Below are 17,699 nucleotides of genomic sequence, written 5' to 3' on the forward strand. Positions count from 1 at the left end.
ATTCTGACTGTGTATTATTTACTATTTGGCAATAAAAATTAACTGAAGAAACCCTGAACATCGGGCGTTCTATTCAACAACACACGCGGCAGCAAAACTGCAGGCTGACTTTAGCTGACAACGGGAGCTTCAATGCAATCACCACAAGATATTTCCATCCATCCAACGCCAGTATCGCCAGCGCCAGGCGCGGCCAATAGCGTGGCGAGTACGGGCGCGGCCTTGGGCGACTATCGCATCATCCGTCGCAACGGCGCGGTGGTGGCATTTGAGCCTTCGAAGATCGCCATCGCCATGACCAAGGCGTTCCTGGCCGTCAACGGCGGCCAGGGTGCCGCTTCGGCCCGCATCCGCGAACTGGTGGAACAATTGACGGATGGCGTGGTGGCCGCACTGGTACGTCGCCATCCGGGCGGCGGCACCTTTCATATTGAAGACGTGCAAGACCAGGTGGAACTGTCGCTGATGCGTTCGGGCGAGCACGACGTGGCGCGTGCCTACGTGCTGTACCGTGCCAAGCACATGGAAGAGCGCCGCCTGCAGAAGGAGGCGCAAGGTGCCTCCGCGCAAGTGTCCACGCCACAATTGAACGTGCTGGACAACGGTGTACGCCGCCTGCTGGACATGCAGGAAGTGCGCGACCTGATCAACGCTGCCTGCGCCGGCCTGGAAAAGCACGTCGATGCCGACGCCATCCTGGCCGAAACCGTGAAAAACCTGTACGACGGCGTGCCGGTGGAAGAGCTGCACAAGTCGGCCATCCTGGCGGCGCGCGCGCTGATGGAAAAAGACCCGGCCTACAGCCAGGTGACGGCCCGCATCCTGCTGCACACGGTGCGCAAGGAAGTGTTCGGCAAGGAAGTGCCGCAAGCGGCCGCTGCCGCCGAATACCTGACGTATTTCCCGCAATACATTGCCAAGGGTATCGCCGCCGAGCTGCTGAACCCGGTACTCGCCAGCTTCGACCTGGAGCGCCTGGCCAAAGCCATCGTGGCTGACCGCGACTTGCAGTTCGGCTACATCGGCCTGCAAACCCTGTATGACCGCTACTTCCTGCACATCCAGGACGTGCGCATCGAAATGCCGCAAGCGTTCTACATGCGCGTGGCCATGGGCCTGGCGCTGAACGAAGCGGACCGCGAAGCGCGCGCCATCGAGTTCTACAGCCTGCTGTCCTCGTTCGACTTCATGAGCTCGACCCCGACCCTGTTCAACTCGGGCACCCTGCGCTCGCAGCTGTCGTCGTGCTACCTGAGCACCGTCTCCGATGACCTGGAAGGCATCTACGACGCCATCAAGGACAACGCGCTGCTGGCCAAGTTTGCCGGCGGCCTGGGTAACGACTGGACGCCAGTGCGCGCCCTGGGCGCCCACATCAAGGGCACCAACGGCAAGTCGCAAGGCGTGGTGCCGTTCCTGAAAGTGGTCAACGACACGGCCGTGGCAGTCAACCAGGGCGGCAAGCGCAAGGGCGCCGTCTGCGCCTACCTGGAAACCTGGCACATGGACATCGAGGAATTCCTCGACCTGCGCAAGAACACGGGCGACGACCGCCGCCGCACGCACGACATGAACACGGCGAACTGGATTCCCGACATGTTCATGAAGCGCGTCATGGAAAAAGGCGACTGGACCCTGTTCTCGCCATCGGACACGCCAGACCTGCACGACAAGGTCGGCAAGGCGTTTGAACAGGCTTACCTGGGCTACGAAGCCAAGGCCGCCGCCGGCGAAATCCGCGTCTTCAAGAAGATTGCCGCGCTGGACCTGTGGCGCAAGATGCTGTCGATGCTGTTTGAAACGGGCCACCCATGGATCACGTTCAAGGATCCTTGCAACATCCGCAGCCCGCAGTCGCACGTCGGCGTCGTCCACAGCTCGAACCTGTGCACGGAAATCACCCTGAACACCAGCAGCGATGAAATCGCCGTCTGCAACCTGGGTTCCGTCAACATGCCGGCGCACATGAAGGAAGGCAAGCTCGATCACGTCAAGCTGGCCAAGACCGTCCGCACCGCCATGCGCATGCTCGACAACGTCATCGACATCAACTACTACGCCGTCGACAAGGCGCGCAATTCGAACATGCGCCACCGTCCGGTCGGCATGGGTATCATGGGCTTCCAGGACTGCCTGCACATGATGCGCATCCCGTTCGCCTCGGACGCCGCCGTGTCGTTCGCCGACACCTCGATGGAAGCCGTCTGCTACTACGCCTACCTGGCGTCGACGGAACTGGCCGAAGAGCGCGGCCGCTATGAATCGTACGCCGGTTCGCTGTGGGACCGTGGCATCCTGCCGCAAGACTCGGTGAAACTGCTGGCTGAAGAACGCGGCGGCTACCTGGAAGTCGATTCCTCGTCGGCCATGGACTGGACCCCGGTGCGCGAACGCATCGCCAAGTTCGGCATGCGCAACTCGAACTGCGTGGCGATCGCCCCGACGGCGACGATCTCGAACATCATTGGCGTATCGGCCTGTATCGAGCCGACGTTCCAGAACCTGTACGTGAAATCGAACCTGTCGGGCGAATTCACCGAGATCAACGGCTACCTGGTGCGCGACCTGAAGGCGCGCGACCTGTGGGATGAAGTCATGATCTCCGACCTGAAGTATTTCGACGGCTCGCTGGTGAAGATCGACCGCATCCCGCAAGACCTGCGCGATATCTACGCCACCGCCTTTGAAGTGTCGCCAAGCTGGCTGGTGGAAGCGGCTTCGCGTCGCCAGAAGTGGATCGACCAGGCCCAGTCGCTGAACATCTACATGGCTGGCGCATCGGGCAAGAAACTGGACGAGACCTACAAACTGGCATGGCTGCGTGGCCTGAAAACCACCTACTACCTGCGTACCATCGCCGCTACCCACATGGAGAAATCGACCTCCAAGACGGGCGCACTGAACGCCGTGGCAGTCGACGGCGGCATGTCGGCCAGCGCGCACAGCGCCCAGGCGGCGGTCGTGGCAGCGGCAGCGGCTGTCGCCGTGGCGCCAGTGGTGGCAGCGGCGGCGGACGACGCCGATGGCGAAGCTTGCTACTTGCGTCCGGGTGATGACGGTTTCGAAGAGTGCGAAGCCTGCCAGTAAAAACCTGCTGCGCAGCCCCCTCTCGGGTTCTGCGGTGCTCACCGTACTAAAGTACGGCTCCGCTACTCGACCCGATATCGGACTTGCTCGCGACGGTTTTTAAGAAATTTAAAGTTGTCAGCCCAGAGCTTCTGGGCTGATTCAATGTTGTCAATGTTCGCATTGTCCGATACAACGGGCCTGTTGCGGACCGCCGGCTCGCCGGCATGGAAAGGAAGAAGAATATGTCGTTGTCATGGGATGATGAAACCACGTCGGCAGCTGTGCCGCGTCCGGCGCAGCAAGCGCCACTGGGTAATACCGATTTGAACCTGCCGGCCGGTGCCGAGCCGTCCGAAGCCAACGCCGAGCAAGTCGCGCGCCGCGTGAATGCCGACGACAAGCGCATCATCAACGGCAAGACCGACGTCAACCAGTTGGTGCCGTTCAAGTACAAGTGGGCGTGGGACAAATATCTGGCCGGTTGCGCCAATCACTGGATGCCGCAGGAAGTCAACATGCAGCGCGATATCGAGCTGTGGAAAAACCCGAACGGCCTGACGGACGACGAGCGCCGCCTGGTCAAGCGCAACCTGGGCTTCTTTGTTACCGCCGACTCGCTGGCCGCCAACAACATCGTGCTGGGCACCTACCGCCACATCACGGCGCCCGAGTGCCGCCAGTACCTGCTGCGCCAGGCATTCGAGGAAGCGATCCACACGCACGCCTACCAGTACATCGTCGAATCGCTGGGCCTGGACGAAGGCGAGATCTTCAACGCCTACAACGAAGTCAAGTCGATCCGCGACAAGGATGAATTCCTGATCCCGTTCATCAACACCCTGACCGACCCTGCGTTCGTCACCGGTACGGTGGAAAACGACCAGAAGCTGCTGAAATCCCTGATCGTCTTTGCCTGCCTGATGGAAGGCCTGTTCTTCTACGTCGGCTTCACGCAGATCCTGGCGCTGGGCCGCCAGAACAAGATGATGGGCGCGGCCGAGCAGTACCAGTACATCCTGCGCGACGAATCGATGCACTGCAACTTCGGCATCGACTTGATCAACACGATCAAGATGGAAAACCCGCAGCTGTGGACGGCAGCCTTCCGCGAAGAGATCAAGGATCTGTTCATGAAAGCCGTGGAACTGGAATACGCGTACGCCGAAGACACCATGCCGCGCGGCGTGCTGGGTCTGAACGCGCCGATGTTCAAGGGCTATTTGCGCTTCATCGCCAACCGCCGCGCGCAGCAGATCGGCATCGAACCGCTGTTCGCCCAGGAAGAAAACCCGTTCCCGTGGATGAGCGAGATGATCGACATGAAGAAGGAACGCAACTTCTTCGAGACGCGCGTGACGGAATACCAGACCGGCGGCGCGTTGAACTGGGAATAAGCCAGCACTGAAGTAAAAATACAAGGCGGGGTGCCTCATCCTGTTTTGCCAAAAGCGCCGTCCTGTGACGGCGTTTTTCTTTTGTGGCGCGATATTCGCGCGTCCGATCCGCCACAAGGATGCATCCCCGATCCTGTTCGTCCGCGAGTCGCCGCTCAATTCCCTGCGCAACTTCCGCCCGCCTTCAGCGCCGGATGGCCCGGCGCGACGCATCGATGCACGGCAACGGCGGCATCGACCCGATCAACACGCTCAAGATGGAAAACCCGCTGCCGTGGATGGCGGTCAGCCGCGAAGAGATCAAGGATCTGTTCATGAAAGCCGTGGAACTGGAATACGCGTACGCCGAAGACACCATGCCGCGCGGCGTGCTGGGTCTGAACGCACCGATGTTCAAGGGCTATTTGCGCTTCATCGCCAACCGCCGCGCGCAGCAGATCGGCATCGAGCCGTTGTTCGCCCAGGAAGAAAACCCGTTCCCGTGGATGAGCGAGATGATCGACATGAAGAAGGAACGCAACTTCTTCGAGACGCGCGTGACGGAATACCAGACCGGCGGCGCGTTGAACCGGGAATAAGCCAGCGTCTTCCAAAGCCAAAAGCGCCGTCACATGACGGTGCTTTTTTTTCGTCCCGGCGCGCGAAAATCCCGGCTTTGCCGTGCGCTGAAAAGCGCCGATGGCACGCCGCAAAAATGTGTGCGCATCGGGCACTGCGAAGCGGCGCGCGCATGGTTTTTTGCAGGCCATGCGCGGCCGCATCGCGGGCCGAAAATATCGTTTCCGCATACGCTGGCGGCGGCATTTGGCGCGCGATTGTGCGATAGCACGCGTATCGTGCAAAAAAGCCCGCGAAAACGTGTCGTGCCGGTTGCGCATTGACAAGGTTTTCGTGTACTTTATGAGATTGCAAATGCGAGCGTTAGAATGCGGGGTTTTTTAACCAGCGCGGTAACGAAAAAACCTCGCTAAACAGGGATACAGATTTACACGGATATGCACAAAACCACACCGTTTTCGTCTGCCGCCGTGCCCGAATTTTTTCAGGCATGGCGGTTTTTTATTTGACGCATAGGTGTTGTGGCGAGCGCGATGCGAGGAGCGAAAAAACGCACGGCATCGAAAACGAATGACCGAATTCAGACTTTGCCACCAGCTGCGAGATAAAGCAGGGTGGCACCGACGATGGCTGAAGTGCTGCAAACGTGAGGAGTTGCAGCAGTTCAGCTGGTGCCGAATTCATTAGCGCAAACGACCGTTTGTGCCGATGAATAATTCGCCTGGCCTATCCCTGTGGTGGGTCGGACGGGTTTAAATCTTGTAGCTTAAATTTCTCATCTCAGATGAAGGAGAGACAAATGGCAACAGCCGCTAAGAAATCAGAAGTAAAGAAACCAGCCGCCAAGGCTGCTCCTGCCGCGAAGAAGCCGGCAGCCGCAGCAAAAACGGTTGCCGCTAAACCAGCTGCCAAAGCCGCAGCCAAACCAGCAGCAAAACCAGCCGCCAAAGCCGCAGCCAAGCCCGCGGCAAAAGTGGCTGCCAAGCCAGTAGCGAAAGCCGCAGCGAAACCAGCGGCCAAGCCAGCAGCGAAAGTGGCAGCGAAACCTGTCGCCAAGGCAGCGGCCAAGCCAGCAGCGAAAAAAGCCGTTGCCAAGCCGGCCGCCAAGCCAGCAGCAAAAGCGGCAGCAAAACCTGCCGCCAAGGCAGCAGCCAAGCCAGCAGTGAAAAAAGCCGCAGCGAAACCTGCAGCCAAGGCGGCAGCGAAACCGGCAGCCAAGGCAGCCGCCAAGCCAGCAGCGAAAAAAGTCGTCGCCAAGGCAGCCGCCAAGCCAGCGGCCAAGGTAGCAGCGAAGCCGGCAGCAAAAGCGGCAGCCAAGCCAGCAGCGAAAGCCGCAGCGAAGCCAGCAGCGAAAAAAAAAAAGCCGTCGCCAAAGTAGCAGCGAAACCAGCAGCCAAGCCAGCCAGCAAGGCGGCCGCCAAGCCAGCAGCGAAAGCAGCAGCCAAGCCAGCAGCGAAAAAAGCTGTTGCCAAGGTAGCCGCCAAGCCGGCAGCAAAAGCAGCAGCCAAGCCAGCAGCGAAAGCCGCAGCGAAACCTGCCGCCAAGGCGGTAGCCAAGCCAGCAGCCAAGCCGGCAGCGAAAAAAGCCGCTGCCAAACCGGCAGCCAAGGCAGCAGCAAAACCTGCAGCGAAAGCGGCGGCCAAGCCAGCGGCCAAGGTAGCAGCGAAGCCAGCAGCAAAAGCGGCAGCCAAGCCGGCGGCCAAGGTGGCAGCGAAGCCAGCGGCCAAGCCAGCAGCGAAACCTGCCGCCAAGGTAGCAGCAAAACCTGCAGCCAAGCCAGCAGCGAAACCTGCGGCGAAGCCGGCAGCCAAGGTAGCAGCGAAGCCAGCGGCCAAGCCGGCAGCGAAAGCTGCAGCGAAACCTGCCGCCAAGCCAGCCGCCGCACCTGCCGTGGCAGCAGCGCCAGTCGCCGCAGCACCTGCAGCAGCAGCGCCAGCGGCACCAGCCGCCGTGGCCGCCAAGCCAGCCGTCAAGAAGGCCGCGCCTAAAAAGGCCGCCCCGAAGAAGGCAGCTCCTGTCGCCAAGCCATCGGCGCCTATCGCACCTGTAGCAAAAACCGTGTTGGCACCGGCTGCAGCCTGGCCATTCCCAACCAGCACCCGCCCATCGTAATTCCCACGATACGGATGCCTGGATGAGGCAACACGCCGCTGTGTGACTCAATCACACAGCGGTTTTTTTTTGGAGAATTAGTCGTGCTGATCGTAATCCTTACATTGATCGTTGATACCATCGCCACCTTGCTGGGCGGCGTCCTGCTGCTGCGCTTCTGGATGCAGGCGGTACGCGTGCGGCCGCCCTCGTCCGTGGCGCAATTCACCTTTCAATTGTCCGACTGGCTGGTGCGTCCCCTGCGCCGCGTGGTACCTGGCGTGGGCGGGTATGACTGGGCCAGCCTGATCGGCGCTTTCCTGATCGTCTTGCTGGCCAGTATGGTCCTGCTGATTTCCGGCTATCCGTTCGAGGCCGTGCTGCTCAAGTCGCTGCAACGCTTCCTGCAATGGATACTCTACGGTTTCATGGCCTTGCTGATCATTGAAGCCATCTTCAGCTGGGTCAACCCGCATGCGCCGCTGGCACCTTTCGTGCGGGCCCTGAACGAGCCGCTGCTGCGTCCGATACGCAAAGTGGTGCCGCTGGTCGGCAGCCTGGACCTGTCGCTGCTGGTGGCGCTGATCCTGCTGCAGATCGCGCAGGTGCTGGTGGGGATGATTTTTGTGGTGAGGTAAAACGAGAGGCGGCGCGTAAGTTGGGTTACGCGTGGCTGCGCCGCGCTAATCCGACCTACGTGCTGGTTCTGTGGCCTATCGCGCGGGTGCGGCGAGGAAGAGGTGGCGCGTAAGTCGGCTTAGCGTAGCGTAAGCCGACATCACCACCGGCCAAGCCCGCGATGTTGTCGGATTACGCGTGGCTGCGCCGCGCTAATCCCGCCTGCGGCCACATATTAATAGCGGTAGCCGAACGCCGCTTCAAACTGGTCGGCAATGCTGGCCGGCGTAAACACATGGTTTTGCGCGCCCTGGGTGGCGATCTTGATGGCGCCCAGCAGGCTGGCCAGGCGGCCGCTGGTTTCCCAGTCCAGGTCGTTGGTGATGCCGAACAGCAAGCCTGCACGGTAGGCGTCGCCGCAACCGGTCGGATCCAGCACTTCCTTGGCGGCCACGACAGGAATGTCGATGCGCTTGCCGTCCGTATAGATTTCCGATCCCTTTTCACCGCGCGTGACGATCAGCGCGTCCAGGCGGCTGGCGATTTCCGGCAGGGTCAGGCCCGTGCGTTCCATCAACATTTCCATTTCATAATCGTTGGCCGACACGTAGGTGGCCTTGTTGATGAAGTCGATCAACTGTTCACCGTTAAAGCGTGGCAATTGCTGGCCCGGGTCGAACATGAAGGGGATGCCCAGCTCGGCCAGGTCGGCGGCGTGCTTGAGCATGCCCTGGTCGCCGTCCGGCGAAATGATGGCCACCTTGGCCGGGCCCGCATTGGCGATCGGGTTTTCGTGCGCAAACGCCATGGCGCCCGGGTGGAAGGCATTGATCTGGTTATTGTCCGCATCGGCCGTGACGAAGCACTGCGCGTTGTAGCTGTCGGCCTTGATCAGGATGTTGGCGGTGGAAATGCCCAGCTTTTGCAGGCGCTCCAGGTAGGCGGCGCTATCTTGCCCCATGACGCCGACGATGCGCGGGTCGCCGCCCAGCATTTTCAGACTGTAGGCGATGTTGCCCGAGCAGCCGCCGAATTCCGTGCGCATGGTGGGCACGAGGAAGGACACGTTTACCTTGTGCAACTGGTCGGCCAGCAGGGATTCGCCGAAGCGGCCGGGAAATTGCATGATGGTGTCGGTGGCAAGCGAGCCGCAGATCAACGAAGTTTTGGTCATGATAGTGTCGGTTAAGGGTAAAAGATGGCGATATGGTAGCCAGACGCCGTGAGCTGGTCTAATGTGAAATATACTTTGATGGTTTGCTCCGAGCGGGGCGCCAGGCCCTTGCTGACGTCGACATTCGCCGGCAGGTAGTCGCGCGGCGCGATGACGCGGCGCAGCACGGGCTTGTCGTTGGCGTCATTGAGGGTCAGCTCGATGCTGGGCCAGGCTTGCACGCTGCGGCTCTGGTTGCGCAGCAGGGACACGTACGAGAAGGTCTGTTCCTTCAAGGTCTGCAATTCGCCCTGCTCGATGGACAGGGCTTCGATCTGCGCCGGCAAGTCGACCTGGCAGCCGCTCACGGAGCACAGCGCCACCAGGGTTGGCTTCCACTGCGGAAACTGCGCCGCCAGCGGATTGCGGAAGGTGGTCATCACTTGCAGCAGCAACAACAGCAGCAGGGCAACAGAGCCGAGTGCCATGGCTACGCGCAAGGCCTTGCCGCTCTGCTCGCGGCGCCGGCCCCGGATGACGAAGGCCGGTTCGTCGTCGGCGGGCGGCACGGGCGCTTCTTCGGCGTCACTTACCTCATCGGCATGGCGGGGCCGATCCGCGTCATCGGGGACGGTGGCCAGCGGTTCGAACGAGTGGTCGGCCAGGGTGGGTTCCTGGCGCGCGGGCGTGGCTGCAAGGGCCGCGACCGGTACGGGCTTGTCCAGGCTGACTTTCCAGGGCGCAGGCAATGCGGCGGCACCAGCTTCCAGGCTCGGTTCGTGGCGGCTGTCGCGCAAATACGTGGCGAAGGCGGGCGCGTCATCGACCTGGCGGCGCCTGAACGGCGCCATCGGCTGGGGCAAGGGGGCTTCCGGCAGGGCTTCCGGCGTTGCGGCCGGCACATTGACGGGTGCCTCGACAGGAGCATGCACAGGGGTGGCAGGCTCGTCGTCCAGTGCTCCGGCGGGCAGGTCGAGGTCGAGTTCGATGTGCTCGCCATCGTCAGCGTCGTCCTTCAGCTGGGCCGTTTCCGGCAGGATGCCGAAGGGATCGAACGAGGTGTCGAAATCGAGGGAATAAATGGGTTCGTCGTCCGTGGCGGACGGCAGGCTGTCTTCGGCCGGATACGCGGCGGACAGCGGTGCGGCGGCAGTGGCGGGGCTGGCGGTGACAAACGGCGATGCCGCAGCTGGATCGACCAGTGCGGCATTGCCGTCGAACACTTCCCTGCACGTGCCACAGCGCACGATGCCCCCACGTAACTTCAACTGGTCAGCAGCGACCCGAAATATCGTGTTGCAATGGGGGCATTTGGTGGCGAGGGCCATTGCTGTGCTTATGCACCTTCCGCGCGGGGCGCAGGCGCTTGCGTTGCACCCAGGCGGCCATGCAGCGCCACCCAGCCGTCTTGCTCGGCCCACACACCCAGCTGGATGAACGGCGCGTAGGCAGCGGCCACTTCTTCCGCCTGGCGTGCCAGCACGCCGGACAGGATCAGCGCGCCGCCGTCGGCGACGCGGCCCGACAGCATCGGCGCCATCAGCTTCAATGGGCTCGACAGGATGTTGGCGACGACGATGTCAAACTTGGCCGTGGCGTGTGCCGAGGTGGCAAACGTGTCTGGCAAGAAATATTCGATGTCGCACTGATTGCGTTCGGCATTGTCGCGCGCCGATTCGATCGCCTGCGGGTCGATATCGACGCCGGCCACCGTTTGCGCGCCCAGTTTCTTGGCCACCATGGCCAGGATGCCGGAACCGCAACCATAGTCGAGCACGGTCTTGCCGGGCGCGGGATGCGCTTCCAGCCATTCCATGCACAGGCGGGTGGTCGGGTGGCTGCCCGTGCCGAAGGCCAGGCCCGGGTCCAGTTCCAGGATCAGGCCGTCAGGATCCGGTGCCTCGTGCCAGCTGGGCACGACCCAGATATTCTTGCCGATGTGAATCGGCGCAAATTGCGACTGCGTCAGGCGCACCCAGTCCTGCTCTTCCACGGGGCGCACGCTAAAGGCCGGCGCCTCCGCCATGCCGACCGCTTGCGCGGCAGCGGCCACGATGGCGGCCTGGTCGGCGTCAACATCCGTCAGCGCCACCACGCGGCTGCGTTCCCACGCCGCTTCCTTCGGCTCCATGCCTGGCTCGCCAAACAGCGGCTGCTCGGCATCGGTGCCTTCATCGGCGTCTTCCACCGACACCGACAGGGCGCCCGCTTCCATCAAGGCGTCGGACATCGCCTCGGCGTTGTCGCGGGCGATCTCGATGACGATTTCAGTCCAGCTCATGCGCCCGCCTTGATTTCGGATTTCTTGGCGATGCTGGGGCTGCCGCCATTCAGGTTCTTGCCCAGGTCCGGCATGTCGGCCAGCTTCTGTTCCAGATAGTGAATATTCGTGCCGCCTTCGATGAAGCGCGCGTCGATCATCAGTTCGCGGTGCAGGGCGATATTCGTGTTGATGCCTTCGACCACCATTTCGGACAGGGCGATCTGCATGCGGCGAATCGCTTGCTCGCGCGTGGCGCCGTAAGCGATCACTTTGCCGATCATCGAGTCGTAGTGCGGCGGCACGTAGTAGCCGGCGTAGGCGTGCGAATCGACGCGGATGCCAGGACCGCCCGGCGCATGCCACGAGACGATCTTGCCTGGCGATGGCGTGAACTTGAACGGATCTTCCGCATTGATGCGGCACTCGACGGCGTGGCCCGACAGCATGACGTCGCGCTGGCGGTAGCGCAGTTTTTCGCCGGCGGCGATGCGGATCTGTTCTTGCACGATATCGATGCCGGTGATCATCTCGGTGACGGGATGTTCCACTTGCACGCGGGTATTCATTTCAATGAAATAGAACTCGCCGTTTTCATACAGGAATTCAAACGTGCCGGCGCCGCGGTAGCCGATCTTGCGGCAGGCTTCGGCGCAACGGTCGCCAATTTTCTCGATCAGCTTGCGCGGGATGCCTGGCGCCGGTGCTTCTTCGATCACCTTCTGGTGGCGGCGCTGCATGGAGCAGTCGCGCTCGCCCAGCCAGACGGCGTTCTTGTGTTCGTCGGCGAGGATCTGGATTTCCACGTGGCGCGGATTTTCCAGGTACTTCTCCATATACACTTCAGGGTTACCGAAGGCCGTGCCGGCTTCCGTCTTGGTCATCGCCACGGCGTTGATCAGGGCCGCTTCCGTGTGCACCACGCGCATGCCGCGTCCGCCACCGCCGCCGGCGGCCTTGATGATGACCGGGTAGCCGATCTTGCGGGCAATTTGCACGATGGCTTTCGGATCGTCGGGCAACGCGCCTTCCGAGCCGGGTACGCACGGTACGCCAGCCTTGATCATGGTTTGCTTGGCCGATACTTTATCGCCCATCAGGCGGATCGATTCGGAGCGCGGGCCGATGAAGACGAAGCCCGATTTCTCGACGCGTTCGGCAAAGTCGGCGTTCTCCGACAGGAAGCCATAGCCTGGGTGAATTGCTTGTGCATCCGTCACTTCAGCGGCGCTGATAATGGCGGGCATGTTCAGATAGCTCAGGGCGGACTGGGCCGGCCCGATACAAACGGATTCGTCGGCCAGCTTGACGTATTTCGCGTCCTTGTCGGCTTCGGAGTGGACTACAACCGTTTTAATGCCCATTTCGCGGCAGGCGCGCTGAATACGGAGGGCAATTTCACCACGGTTGGCAATCAGGATTTTTTCAAACATGGTAGGTTCGCGTATGTCTGTGAGAGCCGGCGAGCCGGCGAAACAACAAGTGTGAGGGGCTAAAACTGCAAACGGCCGTTGCCGGCCGTGTGGACTGGTTTTTAGCCGATCACAAACAAGGGTTGACCGAATTCGACCGGTTGGCCGTTTTCGACCAGGATCTGGGTCACGACGCCGGCTTTGTCCGAGTCGATTTCATTCAGGAGCTTCATCGCTTCGATGATGCACAGGGTATCACCTTCCTTGACGGTGGAACCCACTTCGACGTACGCGGCGCTGCCAGGAGCGGAGGAACGGTAGAAGGTGCCGACCATCGGCGATTTGACGATGTAGCCGGTTGGCTCGGCGGCAACCACGACGGCGGCAGCAGCCGGGGCTGGCGCGGCGGCTGGGGCGGCTGGCTGGTATTGCGCTTGCATGCCTTGCGGCTGCATCATGACCATCTGGTTTTGCGGCATGGCCGACGATTTGACGATGCGAACCTTGCTTTCGCCTTCGGTAACTTCCAGCTCTGCGATATCCGATTCGGCGACCAGGTCGATCAAGGTCTTGAGTTTTCGTAGATCCATGTAAAACCCCTAGGAATGTAGTTTGTTTTATGAGTGATGCGGTGATGTCCAAGAACCTATCGCCGCGCTAAATGCGTGCAGATCGCGTAGATTAACGTTTTTTAAGCGCAAAGTCGATGGCAAACCGATATCCATCGATACCTAGCCCGCAGATCGTCCCCTGCGCGATCGCGCTGAGAAATGAGTGATGTCGAAACGTTTCGCGTTGATAAATATTCGAGATATGGACTTCCACGAACGGGATGGCGACCCCGGCCAGCGCATCGCGCAAGGCGACGCTGGTATGGGTCAGGCCGCCCGGATTGATGACAATGGCATCGATCCCTTCCGCTCGCGCGGCATGGATACGGTCGATCAGCGCGCCTTCATGGTTGCTTTGAAAGCAGACCAGGTCGGCACCGGCAGCCATGGCTTGCGCCATTGCTGCCTGTTCGATATCGGCCAAGGTGCTGGCGCCGTAGACCTCAGGCTCGCGCGTCCCCAGCAAATTCAGGTTGGGGCCGTTGAGCAGAAGGAGGTTTTTTGCCATGTATGGAAGACCGTTTTAGCGAAAGTTCCGCATTTTGCCGCCAAAGATACGCATTGGCAAGAGAAAAAAGCACGCTCCGAATTTACAAATTGTCCAGATCGGCGCGCAACTGATCAAATTTCAAGCGCCCCAGATAGGTCTTTTTGACTTCGCCATCGGCGCCGATCAGCACCGTAAAGGGCAAACCGCCCGTCGTATTGCCAAAATGGCGCGACAGGTCGGTGCCGCTCATGCCGGACACATACACAGGATAGGCGATCTTGACCTTGCTGGCAAAGGTGGCAATATTGCTGGCCGAATCGATGCCTATACCGATCACTTGCAGATTTTTCGCCGCATAGTGGCCTTGTACTTCGGACAATTCCGGCATTTCTTCCACGCAGGGTGGGCACCATGGCGCCCAGAAATTCACCAGCAGATTCTTACCTTTCCATTGTGACAAGGCTTGCGTGGCGCCGGCCGCATCCGGCAGCGACAGCGCATACAGTGCATTCACGGGTCCCGTGGCCCCGGGCGCGACGGTGGTCGTCAGCGGTGCCGCCTTCTCTTTATGCAAGCCGACATACGCGCCCATGCCGCCAAACATCAGGGCAACGATGGCGCAGGCGATCCAGTTCTTTTTTGTCATGTTCTATCTAGTCTATATCAGTGGTAGGTATTCATTGATCGGCAATGGCCGGCGCTGGCGGCGCGCCATCGGCCAGGCCGGCGGCGAGCAGGCTGCGCAATCCCGCGATATCGGTGCGCAGCACCTTGCCATCCTTGGGCTTCAGGGCGCCGCGCATGTCATCGAGCTCATACATGGCCGCGTGCACGCCTTCGTTTTTCCACAGGAAGCTGGCAGTCTCGACCGCATCATAACGCGCCCCCTTGAAATGCGGGCTTTCCGACATGTCGAGCAGCACATTTTTATTCAGCAGGAAGATGTGGATATCCTTGGCGCTCTCGGCAAACAGCTGCAGGTAGATTTCGTCGTGCGGGCCGGCAGTGCCGTTGAGCACGGGGCCGCTGAGCAGGGGATGAAATTGTTGCAACGCCTCCATCACCTGCAGGGCGATGGTGCGCAGCTGGAACAGTCGCGCCGGCTGGCTGTCGGCCAGGAACAGGGCGTTATATTGCCGCACCTGCTCCTCGATCATGTCGTTGTCCGGCAGCAGATTGGCCCGGCCGGGCGCGTCGCCCAGCACCTGCCGCGCCGCCTTGCGCTTGGCGCTGCCATAGTCGGCGCCATCCTGCGCCACCAGGCGCGCGGCGGCGGCGGCAATTTCCAGGCGCACGAGCGCGCTATCGTCAAATGCATCAGTCGTCATGACCGAGATGATACTCCGAAGCGGAAAAAGCCATGGCGTCGGGTAAAATCTCACACTTGCTGTTTTTTATCCCGGCGTCTTACTGGCTTGACCATTGCCTGACTGTTACTTAACCGCGTTCACCGCGCACCTTACGCACTGATTACATGCATATTCATATTCTCGGCATTTGCGGTACCTTCATGGGCGGCCTGGCTGTCCTGGCCAAGGAAGCCGGCCATAAAGTTACCGGTTGCGATGCCAACGTCTATCCGCCGATGAGCACCCAGCTGGAATCGCAGGGAATCGAACTGATCCAGGGTTTCGACCCGGAACAAACCAGGCTGAACCCGGATTTGTATGTGATTGGCAATGTGGTGTCGCGTGGCAATCCGCTGGTGGAAGAGATTCTCAACCGCAGCTTGCCGTACGTCTCCGGCCCGCAGTGGATCGGCGAACATATATTACGCAACAAGTGGGTACTGGCCGTGGCCGGCACGCATGGCAAGACCACCACCTCGGCCATGCTGGCGTGGATACTCGAAGACGCCGGCTATGCACCGGGCTTTTTGATCGGCGGCGTGCCGATGAACTTTGGCATTTCTGCCCGCCTCAGCGGCAAGATTGATGGCAAGAGCGCCGATTCCGACTTCTTCGTCATCGAAGCCGATGAGTACGACACGGCCTTCTTCGACAAGCGCAGCAAATTCGTGCACTACCATGCGAAGACTGCCGTCATGAACAACCTGGAATACGATCACGCCGACATCTTCCCCGATCTGCACGCGATCGAGACGCAATTTCACCACCTGGTGCGCACCGTGCCCGGCATTGGACGCCTCGTCTTCAATGGCGATGAGGCGTCGCTGCAGCGCGTGCTGGCGCGCGGCTGCTGGAGCGAAAAGGAAAGTTTCGGCCAGGATGCCAACTGGCAGCTGCAAGAGCAGGCCGACGGCAGCTTCGATGTGTACTTCAATGGCCAGCAGTCCGGTCATGTGGCGTGGGCCCTGACGGGCAAGCACAACCGCAGCAATGCGCTGGCCGCCATCGCCGCCGCGCGCCATGTGGGCGTGCCGATTGCCCAGGCGTGCGCCTCGCTGGCCACCTTCGAGAGCGTCAAGCGCCGCATGGAAGTGCGCGGCGTCGTCAACGACATTACCGTGTACGACGATTTCGCCCACCATCCGACGGCCATTGCCACCACCGTGGGCGGCTTGCGGCAGAAAGTCGGCGACAGCGCCCGTATCCTGGCCGTGCTGGAACCGCGCTCGAACACCATGAAGCTGGGCGCCATGAAAGATGCGCTGCCGGGCAGCCTGAAGGATGCCGACCTGGTCTTCGGTTTTGGCAGCCATGCCGCGCTGGGCTGGAGCCTGGGCGACGCGCTGGCGCCGCTGGGCAAGATCGCCAGCGCCCATGAAGACATCGATACCCTGGTGGCGGCCGTGGCGGCAAGCGCCCGTCCCGGCGACCAGATCGTCGTCATGAGCAATGGCGGCTTTGGCGGCGTGCACCAGAAATTGCTGGAGGCCCTGGGCCGATGATTCTGTATCTGCATGGATTCCGCTCGTCGCCATTGTCGATGAAGTCGCGCCTGCTGGCCGCGCAGATGCAGGCGCTGGGCCGCGAGGCGCAATGGCTGTGCCCGCAATTGCCGGCGTCGCCGAAGCTGGCCATCGAGCTGGCCCTGTCGCTGGTCAAGCATGTGGCGCCGGCAGAGCTGACGATCATCGGCTCCTCGCTGGGCGGCTATTACGCCACCTGGCTGGCGGAACAGCTTGGTTGCCGCGCCGTGCTGCTCAATCCCGCCATCGTGCCCCTGATCGACCTGGAGCAGCATGTGGGCGTGACGACCGAGTTTCATTCGGACAAGCCATTTGAGTTCAAGCGCGAGTATATCGACGAGCTGCGCACGTATGCTGTAGAGAAAATAACTGAGCCGCAACGCTATTTCCTGATTGCCGCCACCGGCGATGAAGTGCTCGACTACCGCGACATGCTGGCGCATTATCAAGGTGCGCAGCAGATCGTCATCGACGGCAGCGACCACGGCATCAGCGAATTTGCCGATTACGTGGCGCCCGTGCTGGCTTTTGCCGGCATCGACGTGGAAGCGGGCCGGTGAGGCCGGGGTCCTTGCGCCAGGCGCAGTGGCATGCGCATGTGAATGCCGTCAATGCACCTTCCGCCCTGCGCCACTGGTTGACGGGCGGCGGCTCGCTGACGGCCAAGCTGAAAGCGCACAGCCAGGCGTTTCGCGTGCAATGTTTGCACCAGGAAACGGCGCGTTGCCTGAGCGACGAGGCCGCCAGCATCGGCCTGCATCGCGCGGGCCGGGTCTGGGAACGCGAGGTGTTGTTGCGGTGTGATAACAAGCCGGCCGTGTTTGGCCATACGGTCGTGCCCATGCAGGCCACGGCCACGGACTGGCCGCTGTTTTCCGCGCTGGGTGAACGTTCGCTGGGCACGACCCTGTTTGGCGACCGGATGGTACGCCGCGGTGAATTGGAATTTGCCCGCTTGCGCGCCGGGCACCCGCTGGTACAGCGGGCGCAGGCGGCGCTGGCATTGGAAGGGCGGCGCGCCGACGAGCAGGCGCTGTTTTTTGCCCGCCGCTGCCTGTATCAGCGTCACCAGGGATTGCTGCTGGTAACCGAAGTATTTTTGCCGGCGGTGTTTGAGTTGCATCCTGTCACTCGCACCGCTGCAACCGACACATTAATGAACAAAGCATAA

At 61.2% G+C, this 17,699-nt stretch carries 16 protein-coding genes and 1 pseudogene; 8 read left to right on the forward strand and 9 right to left on the reverse strand.

Features of this window, described 5'->3' with window-relative positions; translation table 11 throughout:
• Positions 1 to 132 precede the first annotated feature (132 nt).
• The 4 genes and pseudogenes from JaAD80_RS05535 to JaAD80_RS30130 all read left to right on the forward strand — a co-directional run bounded on the left by JaAD80_RS05535 (position 133) and on the right by JaAD80_RS30130 (position 5,344).
• Positions 133 to 3,087 (forward strand): ribonucleoside-diphosphate reductase subunit alpha, encoded by a 2,955-nt coding sequence (locus tag JaAD80_RS05535; RefSeq protein ID WP_102293262.1) that lies wholly within the window; start codon positions 133 to 135, stop codon positions 3,085 to 3,087.
• A 224-nt stretch (positions 3,088 to 3,311) separates the two neighbouring features.
• Positions 3,312 to 4,463 (forward strand): ribonucleotide-diphosphate reductase subunit beta, encoded by a 1,152-nt coding sequence (locus JaAD80_RS05540; RefSeq protein ID WP_070218582.1) that lies wholly within the window; start codon positions 3,312 to 3,314, stop codon positions 4,461 to 4,463.
• A 203-nt stretch (positions 4,464 to 4,666) separates the two neighbouring features.
• A pseudogene (locus tag JaAD80_RS05545) lies at positions 4,667 to 5,041 on the forward strand (ribonucleotide-diphosphate reductase subunit beta); the annotation flags it as partial.
• A 33-nt stretch (positions 5,042 to 5,074) separates the two neighbouring features.
• Positions 5,075 to 5,344: a hypothetical protein gene (locus tag JaAD80_RS30130; RefSeq protein ID WP_146012264.1), complete on the forward strand. Its 270-nt coding sequence runs from the start codon at positions 5,075 to 5,077 to the stop codon at positions 5,342 to 5,344.
• A gap of 573 nt (positions 5,345 to 5,917) precedes the next feature.
• On the opposite strand, the gene JaAD80_RS30575 is transcribed toward JaAD80_RS30130, so the two are convergent.
• Positions 5,918 to 6,892 carry a hypothetical protein gene (locus JaAD80_RS30575; RefSeq protein ID WP_180979316.1) on the reverse strand — a complete coding sequence of 325 codons (975 nt, stop codon included), beginning with the start codon at positions 6,890 to 6,892 and terminating at the stop codon, positions 5,918 to 5,920.
• A 324-nt stretch (positions 6,893 to 7,216) separates the two neighbouring features.
• Between JaAD80_RS30575 and JaAD80_RS05560 the strand changes: the two genes are divergently transcribed.
• Positions 7,217 to 7,750: a YggT family protein gene (locus tag JaAD80_RS05560; RefSeq protein WP_258002820.1), complete on the forward strand. Its 534-nt coding sequence runs from the start codon at positions 7,217 to 7,219 to the stop codon at positions 7,748 to 7,750.
• 215 nt (positions 7,751 to 7,965) lie between these two features.
• On the opposite strand, the gene JaAD80_RS05565 is transcribed toward JaAD80_RS05560, so the two are convergent.
• From JaAD80_RS05565 to JaAD80_RS05600, 8 genes are all read right to left on the reverse strand, one after another.
• Positions 7,966 to 8,904: a carbohydrate kinase family protein gene (locus JaAD80_RS05565; RefSeq protein ID WP_102293264.1), complete on the reverse strand. Its 939-nt coding sequence runs from the start codon at positions 8,902 to 8,904 to the stop codon at positions 7,966 to 7,968.
• Between the two features lie 11 nt (positions 8,905 to 8,915).
• Positions 8,916 to 10,211 (reverse strand): DUF3426 domain-containing protein, encoded by a 1,296-nt coding sequence (locus tag JaAD80_RS05570; RefSeq protein ID WP_102293265.1) that lies wholly within the window; start codon positions 10,209 to 10,211, stop codon positions 8,916 to 8,918.
• A gap of 8 nt (positions 10,212 to 10,219) precedes the next feature.
• A complete protein-coding gene (gene prmA / locus JaAD80_RS05575) occupies positions 10,220 to 11,164 on the reverse strand; it encodes a 50S ribosomal protein L11 methyltransferase (RefSeq protein WP_102293266.1) in 945 nt (314 codons plus the stop codon).
• Positions 11,161 to 12,576 carry an acetyl-CoA carboxylase biotin carboxylase subunit gene (accC, locus tag JaAD80_RS05580; RefSeq protein ID WP_086137069.1) on the reverse strand — a complete coding sequence of 472 codons (1,416 nt, stop codon included), beginning with the start codon at positions 12,574 to 12,576 and terminating at the stop codon, positions 11,161 to 11,163. Before accC ends, prmA begins: the two co-directional genes overlap by 4 nt.
• 101 nt (positions 12,577 to 12,677) lie before the next feature.
• Positions 12,678 to 13,145 carry an acetyl-CoA carboxylase biotin carboxyl carrier protein gene (gene accB / locus JaAD80_RS05585; RefSeq protein ID WP_102293267.1) on the reverse strand — a complete coding sequence of 156 codons (468 nt, stop codon included), beginning with the start codon at positions 13,143 to 13,145 and terminating at the stop codon, positions 12,678 to 12,680.
• Between the two features lie 91 nt (positions 13,146 to 13,236).
• The gene (gene aroQ / locus JaAD80_RS05590) at positions 13,237 to 13,674 is read right to left on the reverse strand and encodes a type II 3-dehydroquinate dehydratase (protein ID WP_034746628.1); all 438 of its coding nucleotides are present in this window, start codon (positions 13,672 to 13,674) and stop codon (positions 13,237 to 13,239) included.
• An 82-nt stretch (positions 13,675 to 13,756) separates the two neighbouring features.
• Positions 13,757 to 14,302 (reverse strand): TlpA disulfide reductase family protein, encoded by a 546-nt coding sequence (locus tag JaAD80_RS05595; protein WP_102293268.1) that lies wholly within the window; start codon positions 14,300 to 14,302, stop codon positions 13,757 to 13,759.
• 31 nt (positions 14,303 to 14,333) lie between these two features.
• Entirely contained in the window at positions 14,334 to 14,984 is a 651-nt protein-coding gene (locus JaAD80_RS05600) for a hypothetical protein (RefSeq protein ID WP_102293269.1), read from the reverse strand.
• Between the two features lie 146 nt (positions 14,985 to 15,130).
• On the opposite strand from JaAD80_RS05600, the gene mpl reads away from it, so the two are divergent.
• From mpl to JaAD80_RS05615, 3 genes are read left to right on the forward strand one after another with little or no spacing between them, the layout of a single operon-like run.
• A complete protein-coding gene (gene mpl, locus JaAD80_RS05605) occupies positions 15,131 to 16,507 on the forward strand; it encodes a UDP-N-acetylmuramate:L-alanyl-gamma-D-glutamyl-meso-diaminopimelate ligase (protein WP_102293270.1) in 1,377 nt (458 codons plus the stop codon).
• Positions 16,504 to 17,088: a YqiA/YcfP family alpha/beta fold hydrolase gene (locus tag JaAD80_RS05610; RefSeq protein ID WP_102293271.1), complete on the forward strand. Its 585-nt coding sequence runs from the start codon at positions 16,504 to 16,506 to the stop codon at positions 17,086 to 17,088. Before mpl ends, JaAD80_RS05610 begins: the two co-directional genes overlap by 4 nt.
• Positions 17,085 to 17,699: a chorismate lyase gene (locus JaAD80_RS05615; RefSeq protein WP_102293272.1), complete on the forward strand. Its 615-nt coding sequence runs from the start codon at positions 17,085 to 17,087 to the stop codon at positions 17,697 to 17,699. Before JaAD80_RS05610 ends, JaAD80_RS05615 begins: the two co-directional genes overlap by 4 nt.

This window comes from Janthinobacterium sp. AD80, from assembly GCF_002878455.1.
Taxonomy (GTDB): Bacteria; Pseudomonadota; Gammaproteobacteria; order Burkholderiales; family Burkholderiaceae_D; genus Janthinobacterium.

Coding starts and splice junctions, on each gene's coding strand:
- JaAD80_RS05535 (WP_102293262.1), top strand. CDS start 133: ATGCAATCACCACAAGATATTTCCATCCATCCAACGCCAGTATCGCCA.
- prmA (WP_102293266.1), bottom strand. CDS start 11,164: ATGAGCTGGACTGAAATCGTCATCGAGATCGCCCGCGACAACGCCGAG.
- mpl (WP_102293270.1), top strand. CDS start 15,131: ATGCATATTCATATTCTCGGCATTTGCGGTACCTTCATGGGCGGCCTG.
- JaAD80_RS05565 (WP_102293264.1), bottom strand. CDS start 8,904: ATGACCAAAACTTCGTTGATCTGCGGCTCGCTTGCCACCGACACCATC.
- JaAD80_RS05610 (WP_102293271.1), top strand. CDS start 16,504: ATGATTCTGTATCTGCATGGATTCCGCTCGTCGCCATTGTCGATGAAG.
- JaAD80_RS05595 (WP_102293268.1), bottom strand. CDS start 14,302: ATGACAAAAAAGAACTGGATCGCCTGCGCCATCGTTGCCCTGATGTTT.
- JaAD80_RS05600 (WP_102293269.1), bottom strand. CDS start 14,984: ATGACGACTGATGCATTTGACGATAGCGCGCTCGTGCGCCTGGAAATT.
- JaAD80_RS05570 (WP_102293265.1), bottom strand. CDS start 10,211: ATGGCCCTCGCCACCAAATGCCCCCATTGCAACACGATATTTCGGGTC.
- JaAD80_RS05540 (WP_070218582.1), top strand. CDS start 3,312: ATGTCGTTGTCATGGGATGATGAAACCACGTCGGCAGCTGTGCCGCGT.
- accC (WP_086137069.1), bottom strand. CDS start 12,576: ATGTTTGAAAAAATCCTGATTGCCAACCGTGGTGAAATTGCCCTCCGT.
- aroQ (WP_034746628.1), bottom strand. CDS start 13,674: ATGGCAAAAAACCTCCTTCTGCTCAACGGCCCCAACCTGAATTTGCTG.
- accB (WP_102293267.1), bottom strand. CDS start 13,145: ATGGATCTACGAAAACTCAAGACCTTGATCGACCTGGTCGCCGAATCG.
- JaAD80_RS30130 (WP_146012264.1), top strand. CDS start 5,075: ATGACGGTGCTTTTTTTTCGTCCCGGCGCGCGAAAATCCCGGCTTTGC.